The organism is Candidatus Brachybacter algidus (assembly GCF_016707225.1).
In the GTDB taxonomy this organism is placed as follows: Bacteria; Bacteroidota; Bacteroidia; order Chitinophagales; family Saprospiraceae; genus Parvibacillus; species Parvibacillus algidus.
On the sequence record NZ_JADJID010000001.1, the window covers coordinates 95,226 to 108,619 of the forward strand.

Genomic DNA, 13,394 nt, shown 5'->3' on the forward strand with positions numbered 1-13,394 from the left:
ATATAGCACAATAGCATTAAGTTTCCTGGAATTTGAACTGAGTTTTTTTGCTAGTCCTTTTAAAAAAATTAAATAACAATCATGAAACCTTTATTAATTATAGTTTTATTTTTATCTGTCTTTCAGTTGTCCGCTCAGAACAATTATTATACTCAAGGAAAAAGTAATCGTGTGGCTGCAGAATGGGAACCGGCATTAGGTACCATGATTGTATGGCCCTTAAGCATACCGTACAAATTAGTAGTTGAGTTGGCAAATGACAATCATCTTTATACATTGGTGCAGAATGACTCCACAAAAGCAATTGCCTTAAAGTGGTACACAGCTTGGGGAATAGATCCATCAAAAAATACTTTTATTTACGCCCCGGCAGGCATTGATTCATGGTGGACAAGAGATTGGGGGCCAAGTGCCGTTTTTACACCGGATAAAAAAATGGAATTGGGTGATGGAAAATATACTTATTCTACACCGGTGTCTGATATTGGATGTGATGACAGTCTTGAATTTATTTATATGAATGCGGATAAAAAAATCATCAAAACCGAAACAGATGATAGTGCCAGTGTTTATGTAGGTGCTGCATTACATACTGAAGTTTTAGATCTTCCTTTTGCAAATACCGGTGGTAATGTATTGACTGACGGATTGGGATCGGCTTTTTCCACGTGTATCTTGTTACAAGAAAATAAATTCAGAGGATTAAGTGACGACCAATTCTTCCAACTCAACAAAAATCTTTTGGGCCTGAATAATTACCACATAATTTCAAATTTTGAGAAAAGAAGCATTCAGCATATTGACTGTTTCATGAAAGTATTAGATGAGGAACGCATCCTTGTAGCAGAGCCACCGTCAGATCATCCGGAATATGCCATTTATCAAAATATCGTTGACAATGAATTAGCAAAATTGAAAACACCTTATGGCCGCCCATATGAAATAATTAGAATTAAAACAGACCGATACAGTAAGGATCGACTGGCAGCTTACACCAATTCCCTCATACTAAATCAAACGATCTATGTTCCATTATTTCAGATATCTCAAGATAGTCTTGCACTTGAAAGATGGCGCGAGGTAATGCCGGGCTATACAGTTAAAGGTTTTTACTTTCTATTGGCACATGAACCTTTGGTGGATGCAAATGTGAAAGACCATTATAAAATATACGGATGGAATAGTGGCGATGCCCTTCATTGCAGAACAAGAGCAGTATGGGATCCTCAAATGATTTTTATTACAACAAAAAGAATTAAGAACATAGTTGATAGTAAACATAAAAATCATGTGTATTCAACAATTATTGATTATAGTGGAAAAGGACTTGATTTAAAGAAAACGATGCTCTTTTGGCGCGTATCAGGTCAGAAAGGCTGGAATCAAATCGCATTAAAACAAACAGATGCTGTCGATCATTTTTCTGTAGAAATACCATTTCACAAATCAGGGTGCACAATTGAATATTATATATCAGCTGTTTCGAAATCCGGGCAAAAAGAAACAGCACCTCGGACGGCACCGGGTGGATTGTTTAATTTTTTTATACAATAATAATAAATGCTATTTAGGAATTAAGATTCTCAAACTTAGTCTTTTAATTGACTAAGTTTTGCATGTTTTATACTTACGAGAAAATGTATTTTTTTTCATCGCAAAAACTATCTTTGACGAACGAAAAAAAAAGAAACATGTATATCAGGCTTAAATGTATTATCCTCCTTGTCTTTCTAAGTGCCTCATATGCAAATTCCCAATGTTGCACCTACACAATAATCATGCACGACTCATATGGTGATGGTTGGAACGGAGGCAGTCTAGAAGTGTATATTAATAATGTTTCGATTGGAGAATTTAAGGCAGAGAACTTTGTAAGTTCAGATACATTTACAGTTTGTAATGATGCATCAATCAGCTTTTTTTATAAGGGGGGAATGTATGAAAATGAAAATTCCTATCAATTATACGATCCTTCATGGAATCTTGTTTTTGCTGCCGGGCCGAATCCTCAAACAGGCAGCATATCATTGCCATCTGGTAATTGCTCAGGTATAACAGTTCCTGGTAATAATGCTTGCACAGCCATTGCAATTGATACTGGTGAATGTCTTATTAAGGATAACATTGGATTTATAGGTTCCGGATTAAACCCTGATTGCGCTGGATATAAAGGCGGTGATATTTGGTTTAAAACAGAGGTTCCTCCTTCGGGAAATGTTGGTTTTGAAACTGACAACGGCAGCTTGAATGATACTGGGATAGCTGTTTGGTCAGGTAGTTCATGCACCGATCTTCGATTACTGGGATGTGATGATGACGGTGGAAATGGTAGCTTTTCTTTTCTTAATGTATATGATTTATTGCCGGATCAAACACTTTACATTCAGGTCTTTGGATACGATGGCAGCAGTGGCAATTTTGAACTTTGTGTTGAAGATTTGGGTGTTGTTTCTCTCGACAGCTCTGAACTGCCTATCGTAATGATTAATACATTGGGGCAGACAATAGTGGAAGACACTAAAATAAATTGCTTAATGGAAGTTAAGTATAATGGAGTAGGCAATATTACTTATTTGACAGACAATGCCAATGTCTACGATGGAAATATTGGAATTGAAATACGGGGAGCAACTTCAGCCGGTTATCCACAACGCCCATATGGTATCGAAACTCAAGATGAAGTTGGAGAGAATAAGAATGTATCTCTTTTAGGAATGCCTGCTGAAAATGATTGGGTGTTGTTATCCAACTTTAATGATCTTTCCTTAATAAGGAATCCTCTGGCATATCATCTATTTGGGGCGATGGGCAATTATAGTGTAAGGACAAGTCTTTGTGAAGTACTAATTGACAGTTCGTATAAGGGAATTTATGTATTTGGAGAGAAAATTAAACGTGATAAAAACAGAGTTAATATAGCCAACTTAACTGAAGCGGATATTTCTGGAGATGATCTTACAGGTGGTTATATTCTTCAACAAAATCACTGGAATGCAGACAATAGTTTTCAATCCAACTATTCCCCTATTGATCATCCAGGATTTGATATCCATTTTTTATACCAGGATCCAAAACCGGAGAATCTTTTGCCAATTCAAAAGGCTTATATAGCATCCTATGTGGATAGTTTGGAGGCAGCACTTTATAGTTCAAACTTTACAGATACCACAAATGGATACAGAAAGTACATGGATGTAAAATCTTTTATTGATTATTTTCTTGTGAATGAATTGTCGCGAAATGGAGATGGATTTAAGAAGAGTGTTTTTTATAACAAAGACAAAAATTCAAAAGGAGGGAAGTTAAAAGCTGGCCCTGTATGGGATTTTGACTGGGCATGGAAAAATATTGGAGGATGTACTTCAGAAAACTTAGATGGTTCGGGTTGGGCGCATTATGTCAATGACTGCTCTCCGGATAATTATTCTACTGGTTGGTATATCCGTTTACTTCAGGATACATCATTTAGCAATGAATTGCGTTGCACCTATGAAAATTACAGGCAAACAATTTTAGATACCTCTTATATTTTCTCATATATAGATAGTGTCAAGAATCTAGTGCAAAACGCTCAGGCACGTCATTTTAAAAAATGGCCAATACTTGGTAAGAGTGGACCTGCCCCAGAAATCGGGGACATAGCCACCACGTATGATGGAGTGCTGGATACTTTGAAGGGATGGATTAGTTTGCGATTAGATTGGCTTGATAAGAATATTCCCGGGCTCTGCATACCTGCTATTAGCGGATCAAATCATCATGAATTTTCTGAAATACTTCAATGTTTTCCTAATCCCGCCTCTGACTTTGTTCAGATTGAATATACATTGTCAGCACCTATGAAAGTTAAGGTGAGTATGCATAATTATTTAGGTAATTCAGTTGCATCTGTAAAAGGGGAAATGCAGGATAGTGGAAGCCATGCGCTCAAATTTGATATTCGCAATTTTTCACCAGGGATTTATATTATTCGATTTGAATCTGGTTCAAATATTAAATATAAAAGGTTAGTAATCGTAAAATAGATTCTTTAATTGAATATTTTAGCCATTTGAATACTTTAAATTGATTAAATTGATTAAATTGATTGTTTGCCCACTATCAAAATTGAGAAGATGGGTAAATTAATAGCCATTCTTTTTATGAAAGAATGGAATCCTAGTGCGTCTATTAATTCAAGTTCTTATAGTTTAGCTGAGATCAATAAGGTGGTCTTAAATAGCATCATCCAGCGTTTAAGATAAGTAGGTATCCACAATAAAAATTTATGTATCGAATATTTGATATATAAAATACATTGTATAGTAAATGAATATACATATGTAATTATATATATGTCCCTAAAGTATTATTTATAATAAATCTAAAAACTAGTTTTCATATATTTAGGACAAATATGTCCTTAATTGTAAATCAATTAGGTTGACTGTATTTTCAGTTTTATATTTTATCCATTTTAAATTTATGTTACATGAAGTTTTTAGCAAATTACATAGTCATGGTGGCGATTATCTTATGGATAATTCCATCTTATGCCCAGTTAAATCGTACTATTGATGGCAAGGGCAACAATCTTCTCCATCAAGAGTGGGGGACGACGGGTTCAAATGAATTAGAATACGGTACCATCGGTTTTGGTGACGGCTATTCTTCACCGGCGGGTTCTGACAGACCTAACGCCCGTTACATCAGCAATATGCTTAATGTTCAAAATACACTTGAAAACGATCCACGTAATCTTAGTGCTTACTGCTGGGTTTGGGGCCAATTTATTGATCACGATATCACTCTTGTTACAGACAATCCTAATGAAGGTTTGGCAATTTCCATACCTAAAGGTGATGTTTATTTCGATCCACAGGCCACAGGCACTGCCAAAATGAATATATTACGCAATCTATTTGATCCTAACACGGGAACTGATCCTAGCAATCCAAGAAAGTATATCAACCATATAACATCTTTTGTAGATGCCTCGACTATATATGGATCAGATGAGTCACGTGCCAAATGGTTAAGAACATTCATAGGAGGTAAAATCAAAGTATCAAGTGGTAATCTTCTTCCATGGAACACCATTACCGGCGAGTATAATGACGTGATTGATCCATCTGCGCCCGAGATGGCAATGCCATTACCCAATGTAACTAAATTTTTTGTATCCGGTGATGTCCGAGCAAATGAGAATCCATTTCTTACAGCTATGCATACTTTATTTACCCGAGAGCATAACAGACTTTGTACAAAACTAGCTAATGAATTCCCATCATGGAATGATGAAGAATTATATCAGCGAGCCCGTAAACTTGTAGGTGCTGAAATCCAAGCTATTACTTACGAGGAATGGCTACCTGAACTAGGAATGGAGTTGGATACATACCTGGGCTACAATGCCTCAGTTGATCCTGGTATTATGAATGTATTTTCTGCAGCAGCTTACAGGTATGGTCATACCACTATCAATAGTGTGTTAGTGAGGATGGACAATGCGGGGAACTACATGGCTGAAGGTGATATCTTATTGAGAGATGCCTATTTTAATCCTGGAGCGACAAAAGATATTGGAGGTATAGAGCCATATTTGATTGGCATGTCAACGGTGATTCAACAAGATTTTGATTGCAAGATCATCGATGATCTTCGCAACTTCCTTTTTGGTGCTCCAGGAGCAGGTGGTATGGATTTGGCAGTCATTAATATTGAAAGGGGCAGAGAACGGGGACTTCCGGATTACAATACTGTGCGCAATGATTTTGGATTGGAGCGCCTTAACGATTTCAACCAAATGTCTTCGGATTTGATTATGAACCAAACATTGAAGTTTGTGTACAGCGATGTTAACAAAATTGATCCGTGGGTTGGTATGCTTGCTGAAAATCATATGCATAATGCACTTTTCGGTGAAACAGCAATGACAATCGTAAAACAGCAATTTATATCTTTAAGGGACGGAGATCGTTACTATTATCTCAATGATGATGCATTATCACCTTTAGACAAATTGTTAGCGAAAACCACAAGGCTTGCAGATGTAATCCGTCGTAACGCCCCGGTGACTATTATTAAAGATAATATTTTTGAGGTACATACGCTTACAAGTGCTACAAAAGATGTCAAAGAAGATAGATTTATCGATTTCGCATTGTATCCTAACCCTGTTCATCAAATGGTCTTCCTCCGCATTCCTTCCGAGACAAGTCGAAAAGCTACACTTCAAGTCGTTGATATGCAAGGAAAAGTGATACTGGAACGGGAGGCTAATTTATCTATAGGCAATAATACTATAACACTTACACTTCCTTTCACGTGCACACAGGGCTCATATGCAATGATAATTACCTCAGAAAATAAAACTGGTCAGAAACTTTTTATAAAAGTTGATTAGAATATAATTGAAAATTTTCATTGCCAGGAAGGATAATTTCTGACCTGGCATTTTTTATTAAACACGCCCCAAGTATTATCATTTGTAATCATAAATTGGTAATAATCGATGTCTTAGAATTCTTATTAAATGATATATTTCGTATGGTCAAGGTCAATAAAATAGAAGTATCATTTTATCCAATTTTTTTTAAAAAAAAGTCTGTCTCTTAAGTGTTAGTTTGTTGTATATCAGCAATTTAAGTTGTTATATTTTAGTTTGTAGTTTTTTAATTAAATAAAATTGTAACCTTTCTATATTTCATTTACTCCAATATAATAGAGCAATCAATTTTATTCAATTCAAATTTACAAACACATGGACAGTATAACACTACAACAATCAATTAAGCACCCATTTAATCTTCTAAAATTTACTTTTGTAATAGTACCCATTGTAGCTGGTCTTGATAAATTCACAAATTTACTAACAGATTGGACCCAATACATTAATCCGGCCTTTCTGGAGATGTTGCCGTTTTCCGGTTCAACATTTATGATGATATTAGGAATAATAGAAATTATTGCTGGTGTAATTGTGTTGATAAAGACAGAGTTAGGAGGATACATTGTTGCTGCATGGCTTACATTGATTGCACTCACACTTTTAGGAGAATTCAACTTTATTGATGTAGCAGTTCGTGATTTTGTAATGGCTATATCGGCTTTTTCAATGGGACGTTTTGCTAAATTTATCTCATAATTAATTTTTGAAAATATGACATCTTTTACACAATATACGGATGCAAAAATTATTGAGAATATTCTGAGTGGAGAAATTGCACAGTATGAAATATTTATTCGGAGGAATAATCCTTTCTTGTACAAGGTTGGAAGATCCTACAACTACAACCACGAAGATACCCAAGACTTGATGCAGGAATCATTCATTGATGCATATAAAAATTTATCAAAATTTGAAAATCGTTCAAGTTTTAAATCTTGGATAATAAAAATAATGCTCAATCATTGTTTCAGGAAGAAACAAAAATTTAGTTTTAAAAATGAAATCGTGGCGGAAATTATGGATAGCTCAGAACCAATGTTCAAACGCTCAGAAAATGATACTTATAAGATGGTAGCTAATAGAGAGTTACATTGTATTATTGAAAAGGCATTGGGAAGTGTGCCGTTTGATTACAGAATGGTTTTTTCATTGCGTGAAATGAATGGATTAAATGTTTCAGAGACTGCCAAAGCGTTAGAGATAAGTGAAGCCAATGTAAAAGTTAGACTTAATAGAGCAAAAACTATGCTGCGTAAAGAAATTGAAAAATCATATTCAGCAGAAGAAATTTTTGAATTTAATTTAATTTATTGTGATGCAATTGTTGACCATGTAATGCAAACAATTACGGAACTTTAATTGTTAAAATTATAAATATATGTAATGGCACAAGTAGTAAAAATTATTTCAATTGAACATCTTACGCATGATGTAATAAAAATTGTTGCAGAGAAACCTGAGCATCTGCTATATCAGCCAGGCCAGGCAGTAGATGTATCTATAAATAAAGAAGGTTGGGAAGAGAAATTGCGTGCATTTACATTTACTTCTTTACCAAATGAAGACCATATTGAATTTACGATTAAAACATACCCTTCTCACCATGGAGTTACAGAGCAATTACTTGTGCTTTCAGTAGGTGATGAACTTTTAATCCACGATCCCTTTGGTGATATAAGTTACAAAGGTGAAGGCATATTTATTGCAGGAGGAGCAGGGGTGACGCCTTTTATTGCCATTTTTAAGCAACTCGAAAAAGATCATAAAGTTGGAGATAATAAGCTAATTTTTGCAAATAAAACCAAAGCAGATATTATTCAAGCTGACAAATTTATTACACTTTTAGGCTGTAATTTCATAAATGTGCTATCAGCTGAAAGATTGGACCATTATGAGCATGGTTATATTACAGCAGAGTTAATAAAAAATCACATCAAAAGTGAGAATGACTACTTTTATATCTGTGGTCCCGAGCCAATGATGCAGGCTGTAGAAAATCATTTATCAGTCTTGGAAATTACTGATAGTCATATTGTAAGAGAAGCTTTCTAATTTTTTATTCAAGGTGATTTATAAACATTCAACCTATTAAATATTTTTACTCAGCGGTACTTTAGATAGTAATGATACATTAATTGCATTTTAACGTTCAAAAATGATACTGATACTTATATGAATCAGTATCATTTAGTTTTTTACCAAATCATTAATCTTTATTTTTAAATTCGAGTGATAATTTTTTCGTATAATTGAAGCTCAATAATCTTCTCTAAGATATTAGATTATAATTAATCTTGATGGAAGCATGAAAGTTTTGCATATGATTTCGAAATGTTAACAATTACTGTATTTACTTAAAATAGAAAAAATTACCATGAAGAGGGTTTCAATTTTATTATTAACTTTTTTAATTTCTTTTCACTCTTTTGGCCAAGATATTACTGGCCAATGGAATGGAGTTCTAAAAGTTCAAGGAACGCAATTAAGACTAGTTTTCCATGTCGCAAAGACCGATATAGGCTATATTTCAACGATGGATAGCCCTGATCAAGGCGCAAATGGTATTCCGGTTACAAACACAACTTTTGAAAATTCAAAAATAAAATTTGAAGTTTCAAATGCGCGAATTGAATATAATGGGGAATTAAAGGAAAATGAAATTAAAGGAACTTTTAAACAAGGCGGGCAAGAATTCCCGATGAATTTGTCAAGAAAAGACATTGAAAAAGTGGTCATTAATCGACCACAAGAACCCATAAAACCTTATCCTTATTATTCTGAAGATATAACTTTTCAAAATACAATAGAAAACATTTCATTAGCTGGAACATTGACTTTGCCAAAAAAGGATGGAATTTTTCCAGTTGTAATATTAATATCTGGAAGTGGGCCCCAAAATAGAGATGAGGAGATTCTTGGTCATAAACCATTTCTTGTAATTGCTGATTATTTAACTAGAAATGGCATTGCTGTATTTAGATATGATGACAGAGGAGTTGGGCAATCAAAGGGTGATTTTAAAACTGCAACTTCAGCTGATTTTGCAACTGATGTGCTGAGTGCTGTTGACTATCTAAAAACCAGAAACGAAATTAATAAAAAGAAAATTGGTTTAATCGGACATAGTGAAGGTGGCTTAATAGCACCCATGGTTGCCTCAAAATCAAAAGATGTAAGCTTTATTGTCTTATTGGCCGGCCCGGGAATTCAAGGAGGTAAATTACTATTGCTTCAACAAGAGCTAATTGCCAGAGCTTCAGGTACATCTGAAGCTGAAATTAATAAAACTATATTGACAAATTCAAAATTATTTGAAATTGTTAATAAGTCTGAGAATGACCTTAAGCTCAAAACAGCCTTGACAAATGAGTTAAACGATTTAATTAGCAAAGACACAATTTCTAAATTGCCAAATGGAATGACACAAGAAGAATTTGTTACTTACCAGGTTAATCAAATTTCTAGTCCCTGGATGCAGTATTTTATTAAATATGATCCGGCAGATGCTTTAAGAAAAGTATCATGTCCGGTTTTGGCAGTAAATGGTGAAAAAGACTTGCAAGTGCCACCAAAAGAAAATTTGACAGCAATAAAAAATATACTTAAAAACGCAGGAAATAAAAACTTAACGACAATGGAGTTTCCCAACTTGAATCATTTGTTTCAAGAATGCCAAACGGGCTTACCCGAAGAATATGCAAGTATTGAACAGACGTTTTCGCCAAAAGCTTTGGAAGAAATAACAAAATGGTTATTAACCCAAAATAAATAAAGTCTTTACTCATTGCCATTCAGCATTCTTCGTAATGGTTGAAACAATATTACTTATAACACGACCCATTAGTAAATAAGTAATTATGCATATTTTCGCACTTGTAAAAAGATTTAAATTGAAGATAGATAACATATTAAATACTTAAAATTATACAACATGAATGAGGAAAAGAAAAAGTTAACATCGGTTTCTGGTAGACCAATAGCTGAAAATCAAAATGTAAAGACAGCCGGGAAAAAAGGCCCGATGCTATTGGAAGATTTCTGGTTTCTTGAAAAGCTTGCTCATTTCGACAGAGAGGTAATTCCCGAGAGAAGAATGCATGCTAAAGGTTCAGGTGCTTTTGGGACATTTACTGTTACACATGATATTTCCCAATATACAAAGGCCAAAATATTTTCTGAAATTGGTAAAAAGACGGATTTATTTGTTCGTTTTTCAACTGTAGCCGGAGAGCGTGGAGCAGCGGATGCAGAAAGAGACATTCGTGGATTTGCTATAAAATTCTATACAGAGGAAGGAAACTGGGATTTGGCCGGAAATAATACTCCTGTTTTCTTTTTAAAAGATCCTTATAAATTTCCTGATCTTAACAAGGCAGTAAAGCGTGATCCTCAAACAAACTTGAGAAGTGCAAATCACAATTGGGATTTTTGGACACTTCTTCCAGAAGCACTGCATCAAGTAACTATTGTAATGAGTGAAAGAGGAATCCCTAAGACGTACAGACATATGCACGGTTTCGGTAGTCATACCTTTAGTTTTATCAATGCTAAAAATGAGCGTTATTGGGTGAAATTTCATTTTAGAACAGAGCAAGGCATCCAAAATTTGACTAATGCAGAGGCAACTGAAATAATCGGAAAGGATAGAGAAAGTAATCAGAGAGATTTATTTAATTCAATCGATAAAGGTGACTTCCCAAGATGGAAATTAAAAGTTCAGATCATGCCTGAAGCGGATGCTAAAACTTATCGTTTTGATGCATTCGATTTAACCAAAGTATGGCCACATGGTGATTATCCACTAATCGATGTTGGTGTAATGGAGCTGAATAGAAACCCTGAAAACTATTTTGCAGATGTTGAGCAAGCAGCTTTTAATCCTGCAAACGTGGTTCCCGGTATTGGCTTCTCTCCTGATAAAATGCTACAAGGCCGATTATTCTCTTATGGAGATGCACAGAGATATAGATTGGGAGTAAATCATTATCAGATCCCTGTAAATACACCTAAATGTCCTTTTCATAATTTTCATAGAGATGGAGCAATGCGTGTAGATGGAAATGAAGGTTCTACTATCCATTACGAACCAAATAGCTATGGACAATGGCAGGAGCAAAAGGAGTTTGTTGAACCATCTCTGGAATTACAAGGGGCTGCTTTTCATTATGACCATAGAGAGGATGAGGACTATTACACTCAGCCTGGCAATTTATTCAGATTGATGTCAGATGAGCAAAAACAAGTTTTGTTTAGTAATACAGCCGGTGAAGTTGGCGGTGCTGAGCGGTTTATTCAAGAAAGACATATTTCTAATTGTTACAAGGCGGATCCAGCTTATGGAACTGGTGTTGCCAACGCATTAGGGATAAATATTAGTGAATTAAAATTATAAGTGGTAAGCGCTTTCGAAAGTAATTTCTAAAAGTGGCGGGTAGGTCTATCTAAAAATCTCAGTGTATCCAGTAAATCCAGGTGCCTTAAGTAAGTTTTAGTTTCCTAAACCGCCACTTTTTTTTGCTTCAAATAGCATCCAAAAATTTCCAAAAACATACTGATTAAACTTAAGTTTTGGAGTTGCATATTGCATTGGTAAATTTATTAAGGTGGTTGGAATGCTTGACTTTGGTTAAGTCTGGAATTGGAAAATATTATCAAAAGAATTAATATATTTGACAAGTATTTATGATTTTTTGCTGTAATTATGATTGAAATATAGCTAAAATACATATTCTGCCTATTGATTTTATCCTTGATGCTATCTTAAAGATAACAGAGGATGGTGCAAATGAAATACGAATGAAATTAACAAAACTTTTTAACGAATTTTTTGAAAGCGAAAAAGCAAGTGGGCTGATATTAATTTTTGTAACAGTTCTTTCACTTGTCTTTGCAAATTCAGTATGGCAAACAAGCTATATTAACTTTTGGCAATTTGATCTGGGCGGACACAATTTAATACATTGGATTAATGATGGGTTGATGACCATTTTCTTTCTATTGATTGGTTTGGAATTAGAGAGAGAGGTGTATCACGGAGAAATGTCAAATTTAAAAAGTGCCTCATTACCTATAATAGGAGCACTAGGTGGGATCCTTGTCCCGGCAGGAATATATTTAATTCTTAATTATGGAACAAATACACAGTCAGGCGCCGGGATTCCTATGGCAACTGACATTGCATTTGCAATCGGTGTTTTATCTCTTCTGGGTAATAGAGTTCCGACATCATTAAAGGTATTTCTTACAGCACTTGCAGTAATGGATGATTTAGGAGCAATAATGATAATTGCAATTTTTTATACGAAATCAATCTCTTTTGTGGATCTATCCATAGCAATGGGAGTATTTGGAGCATTACTTGTCCTAAATAGATTGAAAGTGCATAACTTAATTCCTTATTTAGTTGGGGGTATTGTTATGTGGTACTTTATGTTACATTCCGGTGTTCACGCCACAATAACAGGCGTTTTATTAGCCTTTGCGATCCCTTTTGGTGATGGAGGAGATAAATCACCTTCTTATATCCTACAACATATTTTGCATAAACCGGTTGGGTTCTTTATAGTGCCTTTATTCGCTATCGCTAATACTTGTATTGCTATAGGTGACAATTGGCAGAGCGGCATGGCACATACAAGTAGTGTAGGAATCATGGCTGGACTGTTGATTGGTAAACCCCTGGGCATTTTTCTTTTTTCTTTTATTGGTGCTGGTTTAGGACTTTGTGCATTACCGACTGATTTAAAATGGAAAAATATTATCGGGGCTGGTATTTTAGCGGGTATAGGTTTTACAATGTCGATCTTTATTACTCTCCTTGCTTTTGATGATACATCCATAATAAACGATTCGAAAATTGCAATTCTTATATCTTCAGTTATAGCGGGAATAATCGGGTATTTATGGCTGAACTTCACACTTGATGGAGAGGTGGAGGAAAGCTAGGTCATTTGGAAATTTACAT

The 13,394-nt window shown here is 34.8% G+C and carries 10 protein-coding genes; all 10 read left to right on the plus strand.

Annotated features, from left to right (window positions below; genetic code table 11):
* The first annotated feature begins 81 nt into the window (after positions 1-81).
* Positions 82-1,554 (plus strand): agmatine deiminase family protein, encoded by a 1,473-nt coding sequence (locus IPI15_RS00390; RefSeq protein ID WP_287402371.1) that lies wholly within the window; start codon positions 82-84, stop codon positions 1,552-1,554.
* Between the two features lie 137 nt (positions 1,555-1,691).
* Positions 1,692-4,025 (plus strand): CotH family protein, encoded by a 2,334-nt coding sequence (locus tag IPI15_RS00395; RefSeq protein WP_287402373.1) that lies wholly within the window; start codon positions 1,692-1,694, stop codon positions 4,023-4,025.
* Positions 4,026-4,115: 90 nt separating this feature from the next.
* Positions 4,116-4,244 carry a hypothetical protein gene (locus tag IPI15_RS00400; protein WP_287402375.1) on the plus strand — a complete coding sequence of 43 codons (129 nt, stop codon included), beginning with the start codon at positions 4,116-4,118 and terminating at the stop codon, positions 4,242-4,244.
* A gap of 227 nt (positions 4,245-4,471) precedes the next feature.
* Positions 4,472-6,385: a peroxidase family protein gene (locus IPI15_RS00405; protein ID WP_287402377.1), complete on the plus strand. Its 1,914-nt coding sequence runs from the start codon at positions 4,472-4,474 to the stop codon at positions 6,383-6,385.
* Between the two features lie 357 nt (positions 6,386-6,742).
* Positions 6,743-7,126 carry a hypothetical protein gene (locus IPI15_RS00410; protein ID WP_287418760.1) on the plus strand — a complete coding sequence of 128 codons (384 nt, stop codon included), beginning with the start codon at positions 6,743-6,745 and terminating at the stop codon, positions 7,124-7,126.
* Between the two features lie 15 nt (positions 7,127-7,141).
* Positions 7,142-7,789 (plus strand): sigma-70 family RNA polymerase sigma factor, encoded by a 648-nt coding sequence (locus IPI15_RS00415; protein WP_287402380.1) that lies wholly within the window; start codon positions 7,142-7,144, stop codon positions 7,787-7,789.
* Positions 7,790-7,813: 24 nt separating this feature from the next.
* The gene (locus IPI15_RS00420) at positions 7,814-8,482 is read left to right on the plus strand and encodes an FAD-binding oxidoreductase (protein WP_287418762.1); all 669 of its coding nucleotides are present in this window, start codon (positions 7,814-7,816) and stop codon (positions 8,480-8,482) included.
* A 322-nt stretch (positions 8,483-8,804) separates the two neighbouring features.
* The gene (locus IPI15_RS00425) at positions 8,805-10,202 is read left to right on the plus strand and encodes an alpha/beta hydrolase family protein (RefSeq protein ID WP_287418764.1); all 1,398 of its coding nucleotides are present in this window, start codon (positions 8,805-8,807) and stop codon (positions 10,200-10,202) included.
* A gap of 159 nt (positions 10,203-10,361) precedes the next feature.
* On the plus strand, positions 10,362-11,822 hold the full coding sequence (locus tag IPI15_RS00430) for a catalase (protein WP_287402385.1): 1,461 nt from the start codon (positions 10,362-10,364) through the stop codon (positions 11,820-11,822).
* A gap of 404 nt (positions 11,823-12,226) precedes the next feature.
* Positions 12,227-13,375, plus strand: a complete 1,149-nt coding sequence (gene nhaA / locus IPI15_RS00435; RefSeq protein ID WP_287418766.1) for a Na+/H+ antiporter NhaA — start codon at positions 12,227-12,229, stop codon at positions 13,373-13,375.
* The last annotated feature ends 19 nt before the right edge of the window (positions 13,376-13,394 follow it).

Coding starts and splice junctions, on each gene's coding strand:
- IPI15_RS00410 (WP_287418760.1), top strand. CDS start 6,743: ATGGACAGTATAACACTACAACAATCAATTAAGCACCCATTTAATCTT.
- IPI15_RS00390 (WP_287402371.1), top strand. CDS start 82: ATGAAACCTTTATTAATTATAGTTTTATTTTTATCTGTCTTTCAGTTG.
- IPI15_RS00405 (WP_287402377.1), top strand. CDS start 4,472: ATGAAGTTTTTAGCAAATTACATAGTCATGGTGGCGATTATCTTATGG.
- IPI15_RS00425 (WP_287418764.1), top strand. CDS start 8,805: ATGAAGAGGGTTTCAATTTTATTATTAACTTTTTTAATTTCTTTTCAC.
- IPI15_RS00395 (WP_287402373.1), top strand. CDS start 1,692: ATGTATATCAGGCTTAAATGTATTATCCTCCTTGTCTTTCTAAGTGCC.
- nhaA (WP_287418766.1), top strand. CDS start 12,227: ATGAAATTAACAAAACTTTTTAACGAATTTTTTGAAAGCGAAAAAGCA.
- IPI15_RS00430 (WP_287402385.1), top strand. CDS start 10,362: ATGAATGAGGAAAAGAAAAAGTTAACATCGGTTTCTGGTAGACCAATA.
- IPI15_RS00400 (WP_287402375.1), top strand. CDS start 4,116: ATGGGTAAATTAATAGCCATTCTTTTTATGAAAGAATGGAATCCTAGT.
- IPI15_RS00415 (WP_287402380.1), top strand. CDS start 7,142: ATGACATCTTTTACACAATATACGGATGCAAAAATTATTGAGAATATT.
- IPI15_RS00420 (WP_287418762.1), top strand. CDS start 7,814: ATGGCACAAGTAGTAAAAATTATTTCAATTGAACATCTTACGCATGAT.